The sequence below is a fragment of the Burkholderia sp. B10 genome (assembly GCF_004368385.1).
GTDB lineage: Bacteria > Pseudomonadota > Gammaproteobacteria > Burkholderiales > Burkholderiaceae > Burkholderia > Burkholderia vietnamiensis.
On the sequence record NZ_PQMX01000019.1, the window covers coordinates 57,573 to 73,541 of the forward strand.

General features: G+C 69.5%; 18 protein-coding genes and 1 pseudogene. 12 read left to right on the top strand and 7 right to left on the bottom strand.

Annotated elements, in window-relative coordinates; genetic code table 11:
• Nucleotides 1–43: 43 nt before the first annotated feature.
• Both C3Y15_RS12460 and C3Y15_RS12465 read left to right on the top strand, forming a co-directional pair.
• Nucleotides 44–922 carry a LysR family transcriptional regulator gene (locus C3Y15_RS12460; protein WP_014725138.1) on the top strand — a complete coding sequence of 293 codons (879 nt, stop codon included), beginning with the start codon at nucleotides 44–46 and terminating at the stop codon, nucleotides 920–922.
• A gap of 151 nt (nucleotides 923–1,073) precedes the next feature.
• The gene (locus tag C3Y15_RS12465) at nucleotides 1,074–2,063 is read left to right on the top strand and encodes an ABC transporter substrate-binding protein (RefSeq protein WP_059567693.1); all 990 of its coding nucleotides are present in this window, start codon (nucleotides 1,074–1,076) and stop codon (nucleotides 2,061–2,063) included.
• Nucleotides 2,064–2,079: 16 nt separating this feature from the next.
• Here C3Y15_RS12465 and C3Y15_RS12470 read toward each other — a convergent pair whose 3' ends face one another.
• Nucleotides 2,080–2,454, bottom strand: coding sequence for a phage protein NinX family protein (locus C3Y15_RS12470; protein ID WP_069240077.1), 375 nt, complete (start codon nucleotides 2,452–2,454; stop codon nucleotides 2,080–2,082).
• 262 nt (nucleotides 2,455–2,716) lie between these two features.
• Here C3Y15_RS12470 and C3Y15_RS12475 point away from each other — a divergent pair, with 262 nt between their 5' ends.
• Both C3Y15_RS12475 and C3Y15_RS12480 read left to right on the top strand, forming a co-directional pair.
• Nucleotides 2,717–3,793 (top strand): glycosyltransferase family 2 protein, encoded by a 1,077-nt coding sequence (locus C3Y15_RS12475; protein ID WP_059459908.1) that lies wholly within the window; start codon nucleotides 2,717–2,719, stop codon nucleotides 3,791–3,793.
• A 16-nt stretch (nucleotides 3,794–3,809) separates the two neighbouring features.
• Nucleotides 3,810–4,793: pseudogene (locus C3Y15_RS12480) on the top strand (glycosyltransferase family 87 protein); the annotation flags it as partial.
• Nucleotides 4,794–5,027: 234 nt separating this feature from the next.
• Here the strand turns inward: C3Y15_RS12480 and C3Y15_RS12490 are convergent.
• Nucleotides 5,028–5,207, bottom strand: a complete 180-nt coding sequence (locus C3Y15_RS12490; RefSeq protein ID WP_011881902.1) for a Flp family type IVb pilin — start codon at nucleotides 5,205–5,207, stop codon at nucleotides 5,028–5,030.
• Nucleotides 5,208–5,840: 633 nt separating this feature from the next.
• Here C3Y15_RS12490 and C3Y15_RS12495 point away from each other — a divergent pair.
• Complete coding sequence (locus C3Y15_RS12495) at nucleotides 5,841–6,248, top strand: DUF427 domain-containing protein (RefSeq protein WP_045578138.1); 408 nt, start codon at nucleotides 5,841–5,843, stop codon at nucleotides 6,246–6,248.
• Nucleotides 6,249–6,442: 194 nt separating this feature from the next.
• Entirely contained in the window at nucleotides 6,443–7,435 is a 993-nt protein-coding gene (locus C3Y15_RS12500) for a sulfonate ABC transporter substrate-binding protein (RefSeq protein WP_069246526.1), read from the top strand.
• Nucleotides 7,436–7,453: 18 nt separating this feature from the next.
• Here the strand turns inward: C3Y15_RS12500 and C3Y15_RS12505 are convergent, their stop codons facing one another.
• The 4 genes from C3Y15_RS12505 to C3Y15_RS12520 form a co-directional block, all read right to left on the bottom strand.
• Nucleotides 7,454–8,041, bottom strand: a complete 588-nt coding sequence (locus C3Y15_RS12505; protein WP_069240606.1) for a putative glycolipid-binding domain-containing protein — start codon at nucleotides 8,039–8,041, stop codon at nucleotides 7,454–7,456.
• Nucleotides 8,042–8,076: 35 nt separating this feature from the next.
• Entirely contained in the window at nucleotides 8,077–9,234 is a 1,158-nt protein-coding gene (locus C3Y15_RS12510; protein WP_069246527.1) for an iron-containing alcohol dehydrogenase, read from the bottom strand.
• A complete protein-coding gene (locus C3Y15_RS12515; protein ID WP_011881897.1) occupies nucleotides 9,231–9,566 on the bottom strand; it encodes a putative quinol monooxygenase in 336 nt (111 codons plus the stop codon). Before C3Y15_RS12515 ends, C3Y15_RS12510 begins: the two co-directional genes overlap by 4 nt.
• Before the next feature lie 108 nt (nucleotides 9,567–9,674).
• Nucleotides 9,675–10,391, bottom strand: coding sequence for an SDR family oxidoreductase (locus tag C3Y15_RS12520; RefSeq protein ID WP_059622840.1), 717 nt, complete (start codon nucleotides 10,389–10,391; stop codon nucleotides 9,675–9,677).
• Between the two features lie 132 nt (nucleotides 10,392–10,523).
• Here C3Y15_RS12520 and C3Y15_RS12525 point away from each other — a divergent pair, with 132 nt between their 5' ends.
• The 4 genes from C3Y15_RS12525 to C3Y15_RS12540 all read left to right on the top strand — a co-directional run bounded on the left by C3Y15_RS12525 (nucleotide 10,524) and on the right by C3Y15_RS12540 (nucleotide 13,924).
• Nucleotides 10,524–11,474, top strand: coding sequence for a LysR family transcriptional regulator (locus C3Y15_RS12525; RefSeq protein ID WP_011881895.1), 951 nt, complete (start codon nucleotides 10,524–10,526; stop codon nucleotides 11,472–11,474).
• 155 nt (nucleotides 11,475–11,629) lie between these two features.
• On the top strand, nucleotides 11,630–13,018 hold the full coding sequence (locus C3Y15_RS12530; protein WP_011881894.1) for a uracil-xanthine permease family protein: 1,389 nt from the start codon (nucleotides 11,630–11,632) through the stop codon (nucleotides 13,016–13,018).
• A gap of 97 nt (nucleotides 13,019–13,115) precedes the next feature.
• Nucleotides 13,116–13,535 (top strand): NUDIX hydrolase, encoded by a 420-nt coding sequence (locus tag C3Y15_RS12535; protein ID WP_011881893.1) that lies wholly within the window; start codon nucleotides 13,116–13,118, stop codon nucleotides 13,533–13,535.
• A gap of 86 nt (nucleotides 13,536–13,621) precedes the next feature.
• On the top strand, nucleotides 13,622–13,924 hold the full coding sequence (locus C3Y15_RS12540; RefSeq protein WP_011881892.1) for a hypothetical protein: 303 nt from the start codon (nucleotides 13,622–13,624) through the stop codon (nucleotides 13,922–13,924).
• A gap of 11 nt (nucleotides 13,925–13,935) precedes the next feature.
• On the opposite strand, the gene C3Y15_RS12545 is transcribed toward C3Y15_RS12540, so the two are convergent.
• A complete protein-coding gene (locus tag C3Y15_RS12545) occupies nucleotides 13,936–14,148 on the bottom strand; it encodes a hypothetical protein (protein WP_059464024.1) in 213 nt (70 codons plus the stop codon).
• Between the two features lie 361 nt (nucleotides 14,149–14,509).
• On the opposite strand from C3Y15_RS12545, the gene C3Y15_RS12550 reads away from it, so the two are divergent.
• Together C3Y15_RS12550 and C3Y15_RS12555 are read left to right on the top strand one after the other, a co-directional pair.
• On the top strand, nucleotides 14,510–15,667 hold the full coding sequence (locus C3Y15_RS12550) for a DUF4382 domain-containing protein (protein WP_069246528.1): 1,158 nt from the start codon (nucleotides 14,510–14,512) through the stop codon (nucleotides 15,665–15,667).
• A 59-nt stretch (nucleotides 15,668–15,726) separates the two neighbouring features.
• A complete protein-coding gene (locus C3Y15_RS12555) occupies nucleotides 15,727–15,888 on the top strand; it encodes a hypothetical protein (protein WP_011881889.1) in 162 nt (53 codons plus the stop codon).
• The last annotated feature ends 81 nt before the right edge of the window (nucleotides 15,889–15,969 follow it).

Sequence of the window (15,969 nt, forward strand, 5' to 3'; positions counted from 1 at the left end):
TCATTGACACACCGGAGCCATTTGATTGACGAAAATTGCAATCGTGAATCCGCTCGAATTCCGCCATGTCCGCGCGTTCCTCGCCGTCGCGGAGCACCTGCATTTCGCACGCGCGGCCGACGCACTCGACATGGCCCCGCCCGCGCTCACGCGACAGATCCAGGAAGCCGAACGGCTGCTCGGCGTGCGGCTGTTCGACCGCTCGCGGCGCGCGGTCACGCTGACGGCGGCCGGCGAGGCGTTCGGCGCCGAGGCGCGCGCCGCGTTCGAGCATCTGCAGCGCGGCCATGAACTGGCGCTGCTGGCCGAGCGCGGCGAAGTCGGCCGGATCGAGATCGGCTATGTGTCGTCGGCCGTCTATTCGGGCACGCTGCAGCGCACGGTCGGCGCATTCCGTGCGTCGCATCCGCGCCTCAACCTGAACCTGCGCGAGGTGCCGATGGACGACGTCGCGAAGCAGCTCGACGCCGGCCGGCTCGACCTCGCATACGTACGCCCGCCGTTGCCGCTGCCGGGCGGCGTGCGGACCGTGACGCTGCAACGCGACGTGTTCGTCGCCGCCGTGCCGGCCGACTCGCGCTATGCGTCGATGCCGACGTTGCGCGCGGCCGACCTTGCCGATGCGCGCTTCGCGGTGCCCGAACAGGAGGGCGGCACGCTCGAAGTCGCACGGCGCGGCCGCTTCGCTCCGGTGATCGACGCGCGGCCGGGCGGCTTGCTCGCGGTGCTCGCGTGCGTGTCGGTGAACGGCTGCGTCGCGGTGATCCCGGACGCGCTGGCCGGCTGCGTGGCGCTGCCCGGCGTCGTATACCGGCCGCTCGCCGGCAAGCCGATCACGTCGGAGCTCGCGCTCGCGCATCGCCGCTTCGAGAAGGCGCCCGCGGTCCGCGCGTTCCTGCGCACCGTCACCGCGGCAGGCTGAGCACGCGCCGCGGCGGCCGGGCTCGTCACCGCGCGCCACCGCTCTCGCGCGAATAAGCATTGCGCGATTCGATGTTTGCCGCGGCGAAACCGATTCCGTAATCTGCCGGTCAGCCGTGCATGCCGCGCGGATTACCGAGGATTGCATACCGATGACTTCGCCCGCCTCCCCGGCCCGTCGCCGCGCGCTGCTGCGCGCGAGCGCGCTGGCCGCCGCACCGTTCGCCGGCGCCGCCGCATTCCCCGCGTGCGCGGCCGGCGCCGACCTGTCGAACGTGACGCTGGTGCTCGGCGATCAGGCCGGCGGGCTGCGCGCACTGGCCGAAGCCGCGCGCGTGCTCGACGGCGTGCCGTACCGGTTTCGCTGGGCGAATTTCCAGGGCGCCGCGCCGCTGTTCGAAGCACAGCGCGCGGGTGCGCTCGATCTCGCGCCGGCCGGCGACCTGCCCGTGCTGACGGCCGCGCTCGGCGATCCGGCGCTGCGCATCGTCGCGACGCGCGCCGGCTCGCCGACGTCGCTCGGCATCGTCGTGCAGCCCGATTCGCCGGTGCGAAGCGTCGCCGACCTGAAGGGGCGCACCGTGGTCGTATCGTCGGCGCGCGGCAGCATTTCGCAATACCAGCTGTACGGCGCGCTGCGCGAACACGGCCTCGCGGCGCGCGACGTCGACGTGCGCTTCGTGCTGCCGGTCGACGCGTTCGCCGCGTTCGAAGCGAAGCAGATCGGCATCTGGGCGACCTTCGATCCGTATTACGGGCACGTGGTGCGGCGCGGCGCGCGCGTCGTGCGCGACGGCAGCGGCATCAATTCGGGGCTGGCGTTCCTCACGTCGCCGGTCGACACGCTCGACGACCGGCTCAAGCGCGCGGCGCTGGCCGACGTGCTCGCGCGGTTCGCCCGCGCCGGCCAGTGGGCGCTCGCGCATCCGGCCGATTACGCGAGCGTCTATGCGTCGGTCACGCGGCTGCCGCGCGACGCGGCCATCGACATCGTGCGCCGGGCGCCGCTCGCGCAACGCGACGTGAGCGGCACGGACATCGACGTGCTGCAGCGCGTCGCCGATCGCGCGGCCGCCGATGCGATCCTGCCGAAGCGCATCGACGTCGCGTCGATCGCGGTGCGCAACCTGTCGGCGGCGTAACCGGCTTCTCGTACGTTCAGCGCGGCCTCGACATGTCGAGATCCGGCACGTCGTCGCCGAACGTCGACGCGACCAGCGTGCGCATCGCGGCCACCAGCAGCGTCGGCCCCGACTGGTTGAACGTGCAACGCTCGCCGGCCGCAGGCACGGCCCGATGCAGCACCGCGCGCCACGCGCCGCGGCCGCCGTCGCGCTCGAACGCGCCGAACGGCAGGCGCTCGACCAGCGGTCCGCCGTCCGCCCACGCAGACGACGGCGCATACGGCGCCGGCGCGCCGCCCGGCTCGCGAATCACCGTACAGCCCGCAGCATCGACCCGCGGCGCGTCGAGCGCCTGGGCCATCGCCACCCAGAAATCGAGCGCGGCGCCGCTCAGCTCCTGAACCTGCATTGCCACCTCCTTCGGCATCGAAAGTGCCCATCGTAGCGCCGATCGCTCCGCCGCCGGGCAGCGCGAAGCGCCGCATTGCGCCGCGCCCGCGCCGATACATGTTACGAATCGGCGAATCCTTCCTACAATGAACTCAACACCTGTCGTCCGGTCCGCGGGGGGCCGCCGCGCCGCAGCCGAATGCGCGCGCTCGGACGCGTTCGGCAGATATCGATTCGAACCTCACGGTGCAGCACCGGCCGGATCTCTGGGGAGCCGCAGCATGCCGACGCACGCCAGGAAACCGCTGATCTCGCTCGTCGTGCCGTTTCATGACGAAGAAGAAACGATCGACCCGTTCTTTGCCGAAACGCTGCCGATCCTCGCGTCGGTCGACGGCGTGCAGTTCGAAATCGTCTGCGTCAACGACGGCAGCCGCGATCGCACGCTCGAGCGGCTGCTCGCGATCGCCGCCGCCGACCCGCGCGTGCGGATCGTCGATCTCACCCGCCGCTTCGGCAAGGAAGCCGCGCTCACCGCGGGCCTCGACGAAGCGGCCGGCGCCGCGGTGATCCTGATCGACGCCGACCTGCAGGACCCGCCCGCGCTGATTCCCGCGATGATCGAACGCTGGCGCGACGGCGCCGAAGTCGTCGCCGCGAAGCGCACCGACCGCATGTGCGATCCGTACCTGCAGCGCGCCGCGGCCGCGCTCTACTATCGCGTCCACAACGCGCTGTCCGAGGTCGAGATGCCGGAGAACGTCGGCGATTTCCGGCTGATGGACCGCGAGGTCGTCGACGCGCTGCGCGCGCTGCCGGAGCGGCGCCGCTTCATGAAGGGGCTGTTCGCGTGGGTCGGCTTTCGCACCGCGATCGTCGAGTACACGCGCGCGCCGCGCAGCGGCGGGCGCTCGAAGTTTTCCGGCTGGCGGCGCTGGAATTTCGCGCTCGAAGGCATCACCAGCTTCAGCACGGTGCCGCTGCGCGTATGGACCTACGTGGGCGTCACGTTCGCGCTGCTGTCGCTGCTGTATGGCGCGTTCATCGTCGTGCGAACGCTGCTGTACGGCAACCCGGTGCACGGCTACCCGTCGCTGATTTCGGTCGTGCTGTTCGTCGGCGGGATTCAGCTGATCGGCATCGGCGTGATCGGCGAATACCTCGGCCGCGTCTATCACGAATCGAAGCAGCGCCCCGTCTATCTCGTGCGGCGACGCTATCGCGCCGAGCGCGAGGCGGCCGCAGCGCCCGCGTCGACGCTGCTGCAATTCCCGCTCAAGCGCACGCACGCGGCGCGCCGCCGCACGCCGATGCCCGCGGGCGGCAACGTCGCGGCGCGCAAGGCGTCGTTCAAGTAGAACGGGGCCGCGCCGCTTGGACGCCACGCCGCAATCGATGCGTCGCGCACGGCGGCCGGTCGTCGCGTGGCTCACGCCGCGCCGCGTGATCGTGTACAGCATCGTGATGCTGGTGTTCTCCGCGCTGTTCGTCACGATCTGGGCGTGGGTCGCGCATGCGTTCCCCGAGCGCGTGCCGCCGCGCGTCGGCGCCGACTTCTCGGTGTTCTGGACCGCCTCGTACCTGATGCTGCACGGCTCGCCGGCACAGGCGTACGACTTCTCCGCGTTCTCGCGCCTGTCGGCCGCGCGGTTCGACACGCTTCGCCACGGCGCGTTCGCGCCGTGGCTGTATCCGCCGACCTATCTGCTGCTCGTCACGCCGCTCGCGCTGTTGCCGTTCGCGCTCGCCTATCCGCTGTTCGTCGCGCTCGGCGTCGGCGTGCTCGGCTGCGCCGCCTGGCGGGTGGCCGGCCTCGGCGCCGTGGCCGGCGCGTCGCGCGCGGGCGCACTCGCGCTGGTCGCCGCGCCGTGCGTGTTCGTCACCGCGACGCTCAGGCAGAACGCCTTCCTCACCGCGTCGTGCGCGGCGCTCGCCGTCTATTGGGCCGAGCGCCGGCCGTTGTGGGCAGGCCTGTGCATCGGGCTGCTGTCGGTGAAACCACAGATGGCGCTGTTGTTCCCGTTCGTGCTGATCGCCGCCCGCGCGTGGCGCACCCTCGCGTGGGCCGCGCTCGCCAGCGCCGCGTTCGTCGCGCTCAGCGTGCTGGTGTGCGGCGCGGAATCGCTGCGCCTGTTCGTCGCGAGCGCGGGGCTCGCGCGCTCGATCGTGCTCGAGCACGGCGTGGTGTTCTGGCTCGTGTCGCCGACGCCGTTCGCGGCGCTGCGGCTCGCCGGCGTGCCGTTGAACCCGGCCTATGCGGCCCACGCCGGTGTCGCCGCGATCGCGATCGCCGCCGCGTGCGTCGCCTGGGCCGGCACGCGCGACGTGCGCGTGCGTGCGGCGGTGCTGGCAGTCGCGCGAAGGCGTGCGGCACGAGCGCAGCCGCGATGAAGTACAGCGCCGCGAACGCCGACACCAGCCAATTCGACAGGCGACGCGCGCGCACGTCCTGCATCGCGAGCGACGCCAGCACTAGCGGCCGCCGCTTGCACAAGATAGAGCATCGGAGAACCGTCCGTCGGCGCGCCGCGTCCGGGTCCGCCTTACTGCCGCGGAGCCGTGTATTCGTCGGCGACGCGCGGGTTCAGGAGATCAGATCAGCGACGAGACCTTGTTGATCAGCGTCGTGAAGATCGACGACAGCCCCGAGCTGCCGCTGAGCACCGTGCCGACGGCCGCGAGCGCGACCACGACGATGCCGGCCAGAACCGCGTATTCGAGCGAGCTGACGCCCCGTTCATCGCGCAACAAGGTCTTGACGTATTGCAGCATGACAACCTCCGTATGACCGGGCCGCTGATCGACCGTTGATATATTGGCGCTGCACTGCTTCGGGTGGCGCACGACATTCGCCCGTTCAAGACTCATGCTGCGGCCGCTGTATCGGGCCGTCGGCGTCCCCCGGAATCCCTTCGATCGCTGCGACGCGCGACGTGCGCGCGTCGATTGCATGAGCGCATTCAGCACGATGCGAATCACGCTATTTCGTCTAGGGCATGGACAATTTTTTCGGCGATTTCAAATCATTCGGTGTCGGAATGGATTTATGGAAAAACGGTTATCGAAGCGGATCGGCGCGAATTATTTACCGTCATTTAGCCGCCGCGATGCCGACGGTTCCGGGCCGGACGTAAGAATATTAACGGTGATGCATATTGTTTCCGATACCTGATCGTCTGCGGTAATTCCGCACCTGTTTTCAACGGCATTGCAATTCGCGCCGGTAATTGTGCAGCGCACGGATTTACGCCAAAAAGTTCGGGAACGTCCATTGCCCCAACCGCATCCCGCTGCAGCTTTTGCGCAATGCGCGCATGCTCTCAGTTGGCCGACGCGGCCATCGCCGCGCACATCCTCGCAGCTCGCTTCCACGCGGCGCTCCCACCGTCTCCCGGAGGAACCACGATGTCGATCAGCCCCGATACCCCGTCTCGCCCCGTGAAGTCGCCCGGCCCCGACCATCCGATCACGATCGAACCGCATCCGTCGCGCGTCGTCGTCAAGGCGGGCGGCAAGGTCGTCGCCGATACGCGCCGCGCGCTGGCGCTGCGCGAAGCGAGCTATCCGGCCGTGCTCTACATTCCGCGCGACGATGCCGACATGTCGCTGCTGCAGCGCACCGACCATGCGACCTACTGCCCGTACAAGGGCGATTGCGCGTACTACTCGATTCCGGCGGGCGGCGCGCGCGCCGTGAATGCGGTGTGGACCTACGAGCATCCGAATCCGGCCGTCGAAGCGATTCGCGGCCATCTCGCGTTCTATCCGGATCGCGTCGATGCGATCGAGGAAAGCGCGGCCGGCAGCGATTGACCGCGACGACGGCCCACCGCGCCGTCGTTCATGCATCGTCGCACTACTGATTTGCATATGCGGATTCGTTGGTTGGCCGGCCGGACAGGCCGCCGTATCGTGCTGAGTCTCGCGCGGGGCAGTTCGCGCCCGGTTTGAGTCGGGCCACGTCGCTGCGCAGCCCATGAACTCGCCGCAGCCCGCAGGACGCCTCGATGAACGACATTTCGCCCGACACCCTCGACACGCCGCCGCAAAGCACGCGCCGCCGCCGGTGGCTGCAAGGCACCGCCGCCACGCTCGCCGGCGTCGCGCTCGGCCCGCTCGCCGGCCTGCCCGCCCGCGCACAAGCGGGCGGCACACGGCTGCGCATCGGCTTCCAGAAATACGGCAACTTCGTCGTTCTGAAAGCGCGCGCCACGCTCGAGAAGCGGCTCGCGAACCAGGGCGTGACCGTGGAGTGGCTCGAGTTTCCGGCCGGCCCGCAATTGCTCGAGGGACTGAACGCAGGCGCGATCGACGTCGGCACGGTCGGCGAGACGCCGCCGATCTTCGCGCAGGCGGCCGGCGTCGACTTCGTCTACATCGGCAACGAGCCGCCCGCGCCGCGCGGCGAAGCGATCGTCGTGCTGCCCGATTCGCCGATCCGGACGCTCGCGCAGCTGCGCGGCAAGAAGGTCGCGCTCAACAAGGGTTCGAACGTCCACTACCTGCTCGTGAAGGCGCTCGAGCATGCGGGCATTCCATACACCGACATCCAGCCGATTTTCCTGACGCCCGCCGACGCGCGCGCCGCATTCGTGCAGCGCAACGTCGACGCATGGGTGATATGGGATCCGTATCTCGCGGCCGCCGAGCGTCAGCTCGGCGCGCGCGTGGTCGCGAACGGCGAAGGGCTCGTGCGCAACACGCAGTACTATCTCGCCGCGCGCCGGTACGCGCGCGCGCAGCCGCAGATCCTGCGCGCGTTGCTCGACGAAGTCGACGCGGTCGATCGCTGGGGCCGCGATCATGTCGGCGAAGTCGCCGCGCAACTGTCGCCGCTCGTCGGGCTCGACACGGCCACGCTCGAAGTCGCATTGAAGCGCACCGGCTACGGCGTGCAGCCGGTCAGCGACGCAACGCTCGCCTATCAGCAGAACATCGCCGATGCATTCAGCGCGCTGAAGCTGATTCCCGGCCGCGTGAGCGTCGCCGACGCTCGCTGAGCCGCGGTTGCCGCCGCGCTACGCGCGAGCGCTCGCACCAATGCGCCGCCACTCGTCGTAATCGATGACGAGGCCTGCGTCGTCGACCGCGATGTCGGCCGCATAGGCGCCGCTCTCATAGCGGTACACGCGCTCGGCCGTACGCGTATAGCGTTGCTCGCCGCGCCCGAGCTCGAACTCCGGAAAACGCAGCCACGCGGTATGGATGACGGCCGACGCGCCGACCGTCAGTCCGAGCCGCCGGATCGGCAACGTATTGGTCGACGGGCTGAAGCCGAGATCGATGTCGGTCGCACCGTCGAGCGCCGCCGCGTGTGCGCCCTCGATCGTCCACCGCCCCGCTTCGCAGCGGATCTCGAGCCGCTGCGGCGGCGCCGCGCCGTGGCGATGCACGACGCGCACCGAACGCGTGAGCCAGTCGGCGCCGCATTCGATCGCATAGTCGATGCGGAACGGCGTGCCGTCGAGCGCGCCGGCGATCGTACCCGACAGGTCGATGCCCGCGGGCGCGGGCGCGAGCCGGCACCATTCGGCGGCTTGCCAGGTGTGCAGCACCTGCCATGCGACGCATCGGGCGGTCGTGGCGGCTTCAGCCCCTTGCCTCATACCGCCGTCTTCACCGGTCACCATCCGCGCCGCCTTCACCATGCCTGCCGATAAATCGCGAGCGCATCGGCTTCGGTCACTTCGCGCGGATTGTTGACGAGCAGACGCGTCTGCAGCATCGCATCGGCCGCCATCCTCGGCAGGTCGGCCTCGCCGACGCCGACTTCGCGCAGCGTGCGCGGAATGCCGGTCGCGACGATCAGCCGGTCGATCTCGTCGATCAGCGCCTGCGTCCTCGCTGCGTCGCTGCCCGTCGCCGACGGCGCGACGATCGCCGCGAGCTCCGCGTACAGCGGCGCGGCAGCCGCCGCGTTGAAGCGCAACACGTGCGGCAGCACGAGCGCATTCGACAAGCCATGCGGCACGTGGAAAATGCCGCCGATCGGGTAAGCGAGCGCATGCACGGCCGCCACCGGCGCATTCGCGAACGCCTGACCCGCGAACATCGCGCCGACCAGCATCGCTTCGCGCGCCGCGCGATCGTGGCCGTCGTCGCATGCCTTCAGCACATTGCGCGACAGCAACGTCAGCGCGTGCACGGCCAGCATGTCCGACACCGGGTTCTTCAACCGCGCCGACGTATAGGCTTCGATCGCGTGCACCATCGCGTCGATGCCGGTCGCTGCCGTCGCAGCGCGCGGCAGCCCGAGCGTGAGCTCGGCATCGAGGATCGCGACGTCCGCGAACAGCTGCGGCGACACCACGCCCATCTTGCGCGCTTCGCCGACCGTGACGATCGATACGGCCGTCACTTCCGAACCGGTGCCGGCCGTGGTCGGCATTTGCACGAGCGGCAGCCGCGGCGTCGCGACCTTGTCGACGCCGTACATGTAGGCCAGCGCCTGCCGGCCCGGCGCGAGCACGGCGATCAGCTTCGCGACGTCCATCGACGAGCCGCCGCCCAGGCCGAGCACGATCTCGGCGTCGGCGGCCACCGCGCGCGCGGTCGCTTCGAGCACCACGTGCTCGGGCGGATCGGCGACGACGTCGTCGATCACGCTCACCTGCCAGCCGTGCGCGGCGAGGCTCTCGAGCGCGGGCGCGAGCACGCCGCTGCGATGCAGGAACGCGTCGGTGACGACGCACAGCCGCACGAGCGACGGAAAGCGTTCGCGCAACAGCGCGCCGAGCCGGCGTGCTGCGCCGAATTCGACGATCTGCGTCGCGACGGTACGGAATTGAAACGGGTTCATCGAGCGGCTCCCGGTTGCGTCGCCGTGCCGGTGTCCGGCTGCACCATGTAGCGCGTCACGTCGCGGCGATCGAGCAGCGGAATGATCTCGCCGATGCCGATGCGCTGGAAATGCGGCGTTTCCCGATGTGCGTCGAGGCCGCCGGCGTCACGGTAGCGCTCGAGGATCACGATGTGGTCGGGATCGACCGGCGACCGGAAGTACGCGTAGTCGAGGTTGCCCGGTTCCGCACGCGTGGGCGGCGCGAGCTGCGCGAGCAGCTCGATCACGCGCTCGCCGTTGCCGGGTTTCGCGAAGTAATGCGCGATGACCTGCAGGTAGGGTTCGTTCATGCTGCGCTCCGGAGTTGTCGGCTGGTCGGCACGCCGACACGGCGCGCGCACCTCGACGTCGCATTGTATTGAATCGGCGCGACGCGCGCAGAGCGCGACCGTCGCGCGCTACCAGGGCACCGTGCGGCCCTGGTAATCGAGGTATTCGAGCCCCGGGCGGCGGCGCTTGTCGAGCAGCACGTTCACGAGGCCCGGCACGCTTTCGTCGATCGTCAGCCGCGCGTCGGGGCCGCCGAGTTCGGTGCGGACCCAGCCGGGCGCCATCAGCACCATCGCGCGCGCCGTACCGGCCTGACGCGCGGCGAAGCTGCGCATGAACTGGTTCAGCGCGGCCTTGCTGCCGCGGTACACCTCGCGCATCCCGTTGACGTTGTTCGACACGCTGCCCTGCCCCGACGACATTGCGCCGATCAGGCCGTCCGCCGTCACGAGATCCTGCAGCGTCTCGATCGTGCGCATCGGCGCGAGCGCGTTCGTGATCATCACGCGCACGAACTCGTCGGTCGTGACTTCGCCGATCGTCTCGGCCGGATCGTTGCTCGTGCCCGCGTTGACGAACAGCATGTCGAAGCGCCGCCCCGACAGGCGCGCGCGCAGCGCGGCAAGCTGCGCGGGCTCGCAGATGTCCAGCGTCTCGATGTCGAGCCGCGCGCCGACGCGCTCGGCGAGGTCGTGCAGCTTCGAGCGGCCCGAGCCCGCGCGGACCGTGCCGGTCACATGCCAACCGTGATTCAGGAACTGCTCGGCCATCGCGAGCCCGAGGCCGCGCGATGCGGCGACCAGCAGGATCGAGGGTGTGCCGGCGTGCGAGAGAGTCGGTTGCATCGTATTCACCTTGGAGATCGTTCGTCTCCGGCTACTGTAGGCGCTCGCCATCGGATGCACCAGACGCACCGAACGCAATCCACGATTGCACCGGACGCCATGTCACGCCGCGCCATGCCTTATGCTGTCGGGATGGAAGACCTCGATCTGAACCTCGTCACCGCGCTCGACGCGCTGCTCGGCGAAGCCAGCGTGACCGGCGCCGCGCGCCGGCTGGGCTTAAGCGCGTCCGCGATGAGCCGCACGCTCGCGCGCTTGCGCGCGGCCACCGGCGACCAGCTGCTCGTGCGCGCCGGACGCCGGCTCGTGCCGACGCCGCACGCGACGGCGTTGCGCGAGCGCGTGCACGCGGTCGCACGCGAAGCGCAGGCCGTGCTGCGGCCGGCAGCGGCCGACCTCGACCTCGCGACGCTGTCGGCCACCTTCACGCTGCGCGCGGCGGCGTCGTTCATGGAGATGCTGGGCGGCCCGGTCGTCGCCGCGATCGGCGACGTCGCGCCCGGCGTGCGCGTGCGCTTCGTGCCGCGGCTCGCGCGCGACCCCGGGCCGCTGCGCGACGGCTCGGTCGATCTCGACATCGGCAAGCGCGGCGACGACGCGCCGGAGCTGCACACGCGCGAGCTGTTTCACGACGCGCACGTCGCGGTGGCGCGCAGCGGCCACCCGCTGTTCGCCGCGGCCAGAATCACGCCGGCGCGCTACGCGGCCTGCCGCCACGTGATCGCGGCGCAGCTCGGCGACTTCGGCGGCCCGGCCGACGACGGCGAGCGCACGGCGGTGGCCGCGCACAACGTCCACGTGGTCGTGCCCGGCTATCCGGATGCGATGCGCGTCGCGGCCGGCACCGACCTGATCGCGCTGGTGCCGCGCTCGAGCCTCGGCAACGCGCTCACGCCGGGGCTCGCGGATGCGCTCGGGCTGCGCAGCTTCGCGATCCCGGTCAAGTTGCCCGAGATCCTGATCTCGGCGCTGTGGCACCCGCGCATGCACGGCGACCCGGTGCATCGGCGGCTGCGCGACGTCGTCATCGACGTCTGCACGCGTGCGTATCCGCAAAGCCGCGCGCCGCGCCGCCCGCGCTGACCGTACACGGGACTGCCGCACCGTCGTTCTCGACTCCGTTCGCGGCCGCCGTTCCGTGGCCGCCAGGCGCCGGCCGTCGCGCCACACCAAGGGGCGGCGCCCCCGGCCGTTCGGCTAAAATGCCGCACTTTCCCTCCTGTCCGGCCCGCTCGTCCATGCAACCCGCCTCCTCTGCCCGATCCGCCGCTCACGGCGCCGACGACGCATCTTCCGCGCGCGACCTCGTCTACGGCCCCAACGACCGCCCGGCGCCGACGATCGCGTTCGTCGCCGCCCTGCAGCACCTGCTGGCGATCATCGTGCCGATCGTCACGCCGGGGCTGCTGATCTGCCAGGCGCTCGGCGTCGCGAGCCGCGACACGACGCTGATCGTGTCGATGTCGCTGGTGATCTCGGGCATCGCCACGTTCGTGCAGTGCAAGCGCTTCGGCCCGCTCGGCGCGGGGCTGCTGATCGTGCAGGGCACGAGCTTCAACTTCGTCGGCCCGCTGATCGCGGGCGGCAGCGTGATGGTCAAGCAAGGCACGCCGGTCGAAACGGTGATGGCCGCGATCTTCGGCGTCGTGATCGCCGGCTCGTTCGTCGAGATGGCCGTGTCGCGCATCCTGCCGTTCGTGAAGCGGCTGATCACGCCGCTCGTGACCGGCATCGTCGTGCTGCTGATCGGGCTCACGCTGATCAAGGTCGGCCTCGTCAGCATGGGCGGCGGCTACGGCGCGATGGCCAACGGCACGTTCGCGAGCGCGCAGAACCTGACGCTGTCGTGCGTCGTGCTCGGCACCATCATCGTGCTGAACCGCGTGCCGATCGTCTGGGTGCGCAGCACGGCGCTGGTGATCGCGCTCGCGATCGGCTATGCAGTCGCGGCGGCGCTCGGGCGCCTCGACTTCACCGGCATGCACCAGGCCGCGCTGTTTCAGGTGCCGACGCCGCTGCACTTCGGCATCGGCTTCTCGTGGTCGCTGTTCGTGCCGATGCTGATCATCTATCTCGTCACGTCGCTCGAAGCGATCGGCGACGTCACCGCCACGAGCAAGATCTCGAACGAGCCGGTCGAAGGGCCGGTATGGATGCGCCGGATCAAGGGCGGCGTGCTCGTGAACGGGGCGAACTCGCTGCTGGCCGGCGTGTTCAACACGTTTCCGAGCTCGGTGTTCGCGCAGAACAACGGCGTGATCCAGATCACGGGCGTCGCGAGCCGCTACGTCGGCATCTGGATCGCGGCGATGCTGGTCGTGCTCGGGCTGTTCCCGGTGGTGGCCGGCGCGCTGCAGGCGGTGCCCGAGCCGGTGCTCGGCGGCGCGGCGATGGTGATGTTCGGCGCGGTGGCCGCATCGGGCATCAACATCCTGTCCGGCGTCCACCTCGACCGCCGCGCGCTGCTGATCATCGCGGTGTCGCTCGCGCTCGGCCTCGGCGTGTCGCAGGTGCCCGACATCCTGAACAGCCTGCCGCATGCGCTGAAGAACGTGCTGGCCTCGGGTGTCGCGACGGGCGGCATCTGCGCGCTGGTGATGAACTGGTTTCTGCCGGAACGGCAGTAACGCCACCGACGCCGGCACGGCGCGATCTGATCGTCGCGCTCGGCGACGCCGGCCGCCGCTGCTTGGCCCGCCGCCCGGCAGCCGCTAGAATCGCACCATGTCGCCAGCCACCTCCATCGCCCCGCCCGAAATCGCCACCGTCCCGATCAAGGAACGGGCGACCATCGTGTGCTATCGCGCCGAGCAGGTGCTGCTGGTCGCCCGCATGTCGTCGCGCTGGGCGCTGCCGGGCGGCACGATCAAACGCGGCGAAACGCCGCTCGAAGCCGCGCATCGCGAATTGCTCGAGGAAACCGGCATCGTCGGGCAAAGCCTCGTCTATTCGATGCAGTTCAGCGGGCTCGCGAAGGTGCACCACGTGTTCTTCGCGGAAGTCGGCCCCGAACACAAGCCGACCGCCAGCAACGAGATCGACAAGTGCAAGTGGTTCGCGATCGATCGCGTCGCGGCGCTGCGCGCCAGCATCCCGACCAAGCGCATCGTCGAACTGGTCTACCGGCACGAGATCCTCGCCTAGGTAGACGCCCCAGCCCCGCCGGCTCGCACGAGCCGATATCATGCGCCCACGGTCCGTCGTCGCGTTCCCTCTCGAGCGAGCTGCAGATGAACAGTGCGTACACCTACCGCGGATACACGATCGATGTCCGCTGCGAATTCCGGCTCGACCTGCCGCACGCGCGCGCGTCGCTGGCCGATCCGCCCCGGTTCGGGTTCGTCGCCATCGTGCAGGTGCGCGCGGGCGAGCGCGCCACGCGGCTGCTCGCGCCGATCCGGCTCGCCGACGACGGCGGCCGCCTGTTCGACACGACGCGCACCGCGCTGTGCGCGGGCCAGGCCGCTGCCGAGATCATCGTCGACGATTTGCTGGCCGACGCCGGTTGCGCGAACGGGCGCGCCCGCTCGTAACGCGCCGGTGCTCAGTGCATCCGCTTCCTGCGGAATTCGTGCGTCGAGTAGACGGCGAGAAAGATGCCGAGCATCGCGATGCCGAATGCCAGGAAGTCGTGGGCGGCGCCCGTGCCGTTCAGCGATTTCGGAAAGAGGTCGAGGCTCAATCCCGCCGCGGCCAGCAGCACGCCTGCCGCGACACCCCATGCCGGTCCGATGGTCGTTTCTTTCGTGTTTTTCATACAGCACCCGTCTACAGTCGTTGCCAGGCGGTGTGTGCGCATTGCGCCGCGTTCACCGCTCACGTCCGCACTATAACGAGGAAAAAAATACCGCGGGTTCGGTGCTTTTACCCATCAAGTTTTTGCCTCGCGCGGCCGATCTAAGCAGCGCCGTCCGCTGCTATCACGTTCGGCCGGGCGCGCTCGTTCGTTCGCGGCGCGCCGCACTGCGGCGACGCTGAGGCGGAACATGCGCCGCCAAGCCAGCCCCTTTACGCGTGGACGCAGAATTTACCGTTCGTTGCAAACCTGTCCACACTGTGGGCGCCGCGCGCGGCTATGCTTCGGTCCATCCACAATCATGATGGAAGGGGACAAAACAATGAATAATCGATTCTGGAAGGCCGCGTTGTGCGCGGCGATGGTGCCGTTCGCGCTGGCTGCGTGCGGCGGCGGCGACGGCGGCAGCACGCAAACCGGCACGCTGCACGTCGCGATGACCGATGCGCCGTCATGCGGCTTCGATCATGTCTATGTGACGGTGTCGCAGGTCCGCGTCAATGCGAATGCGAATGCTGCCGATAACGATGCAGGGTGGTCCACCGTCGCGCTGACGACGCCGCAGAAAATCGACCTGCTGTCGCTGACCAACGGCGTCCTCGCCGATCTCGGCCAGACCGCGCTGCCCGCCGGCCAATATCAGCAAGTGCGGCTCGTGCTCGCGCAAAACCAGGGCAACAGTCTCGCGAATTCGGTCGTCCCGACCGGCGGCACCGAGCAGGCGCTCGCCACGCCGAGCGCGACGCAAAGCGGCTACAAGATCATCCAGCCGTTTACGGTGCAGCCGAACACGCTCGTCGACCTCGTGCTCGACTTCAACGCGTGCAAGTCGATCGTCCAGCGCGGCAACGGTACCTATGCGCTGAAGCCTGTCGTCACCGCCACGCCGACCGTGGTGAGCGGCGCGATCGCGGGCTACGTCGCCGCGGCGGAAGCCGGCGCGACCGTCTATGCGGAGCAAGGCGGCAAGGTCGTGCGCGGCACGGTGGCCGACAGCACCGGCAAGTTCGTGCTGTCGCCGCTGATCCAGAGCTCGACGCAGGGCAACTACGACGTCGTGATCGTGCAGAACAGCTTCGCGTCGGGCATCGTGCGCTCGGTGCCGGTCGTGGTGAACACCACCACTTCCGTAGCGGCGCAGAGCGCGCCGATCGCGCTGCCGGCATCGACGATGAGTACGGTCAGCGGCACGGTGACGCCGAGCGCCGACGCGCTGGTGCGCGCATTGCAGACCATCGACGCGAACCCGTACGAGATCGCGTCGATCAACGCGAACATGGACACCGGCGCGTATGCGCTGAACCTGCCCGCGGCCGCACCGATCGTCGGCACCTACTCGGGCACGTTGCCGGTCGCGCTCGCCGCGTCGCCGGGCGCCACCGGTCAATACACGATCGAGGCGGACGCAGCGTCGGGCGCGACGCAAGCGACGAACGTCAACGCAACCACCAGCCAGTCGAACGTCAATTTCACGTTCTGACGCTCGGCAGCAACCACGAAAGGGCCGCACGGCCCTTTCCTCGATAACGGGAGAACGATGTGAAGAAAGGGGTTATTGCGCTGCTCGCGGCAGCGAGCGTGGTGGGCGCACTCAGCGGATGTGTCGCCTACGTGCCGGGCGCGCCGGTCGTCGTCGCGCCGCAGGGCGGACCGGGCAACGGATTCTGTCCGCCCGGCCAGGCGAAGAAAGGCAATTGCTGATGGCACGAAGCCCGCTTCCCAAGCGGGCTTTTTTTCGTCGGCGGCCAGACCGGCACGACGGCAGCGCGGCATGCGGACGTG

What these genes read in the sequence shown, in the direction of transcription:
- C3Y15_RS12465 (WP_059567693.1), top strand. Translation starts at nt 1,074, where the DNA reads ATGACTTCGCCCGCCTCCCCGGCCCGTCGCCGCGCGCTGCTGCGCGCG.
- C3Y15_RS12470 (WP_069240077.1), bottom strand. Translation starts at nt 2,454, where the DNA reads ATGCAGGTTCAGGAGCTGAGCGGCGCCGCGCTCGATTTCTGGGTGGCG.
- C3Y15_RS12475 (WP_059459908.1), top strand. Translation starts at nt 2,717, where the DNA reads ATGCCGACGCACGCCAGGAAACCGCTGATCTCGCTCGTCGTGCCGTTT.
- C3Y15_RS12490 (WP_011881902.1), bottom strand. Translation starts at nt 5,207, where the DNA reads ATGCTGCAATACGTCAAGACCTTGTTGCGCGATGAACGGGGCGTCAGC.
- C3Y15_RS12495 (WP_045578138.1), top strand. Translation starts at nt 5,841, where the DNA reads ATGTCGATCAGCCCCGATACCCCGTCTCGCCCCGTGAAGTCGCCCGGC.
- C3Y15_RS12500 (WP_069246526.1), top strand. Translation starts at nt 6,443, where the DNA reads ATGAACGACATTTCGCCCGACACCCTCGACACGCCGCCGCAAAGCACG.
- C3Y15_RS12505 (WP_069240606.1), bottom strand. Translation starts at nt 8,041, where the DNA reads ATGAGGCAAGGGGCTGAAGCCGCCACGACCGCCCGATGCGTCGCATGG.
- C3Y15_RS12510 (WP_069246527.1), bottom strand. Translation starts at nt 9,234, where the DNA reads ATGAACCCGTTTCAATTCCGTACCGTCGCGACGCAGATCGTCGAATTC.
- C3Y15_RS12515 (WP_011881897.1), bottom strand. Translation starts at nt 9,566, where the DNA reads ATGAACGAACCCTACCTGCAGGTCATCGCGCATTACTTCGCGAAACCC.
- C3Y15_RS12520 (WP_059622840.1), bottom strand. Translation starts at nt 10,391, where the DNA reads ATGCAACCGACTCTCTCGCACGCCGGCACACCCTCGATCCTGCTGGTC.
- C3Y15_RS12525 (WP_011881895.1), top strand. Translation starts at nt 10,524, where the DNA reads ATGGAAGACCTCGATCTGAACCTCGTCACCGCGCTCGACGCGCTGCTC.
- C3Y15_RS12530 (WP_011881894.1), top strand. Translation starts at nt 11,630, where the DNA reads ATGCAACCCGCCTCCTCTGCCCGATCCGCCGCTCACGGCGCCGACGAC.
- C3Y15_RS12535 (WP_011881893.1), top strand. Translation starts at nt 13,116, where the DNA reads ATGTCGCCAGCCACCTCCATCGCCCCGCCCGAAATCGCCACCGTCCCG.
- C3Y15_RS12540 (WP_011881892.1), top strand. Translation starts at nt 13,622, where the DNA reads ATGAACAGTGCGTACACCTACCGCGGATACACGATCGATGTCCGCTGC.
- C3Y15_RS12545 (WP_059464024.1), bottom strand. Translation starts at nt 14,148, where the DNA reads ATGAAAAACACGAAAGAAACGACCATCGGACCGGCATGGGGTGTCGCG.
- C3Y15_RS12550 (WP_069246528.1), top strand. Translation starts at nt 14,510, where the DNA reads ATGAATAATCGATTCTGGAAGGCCGCGTTGTGCGCGGCGATGGTGCCG.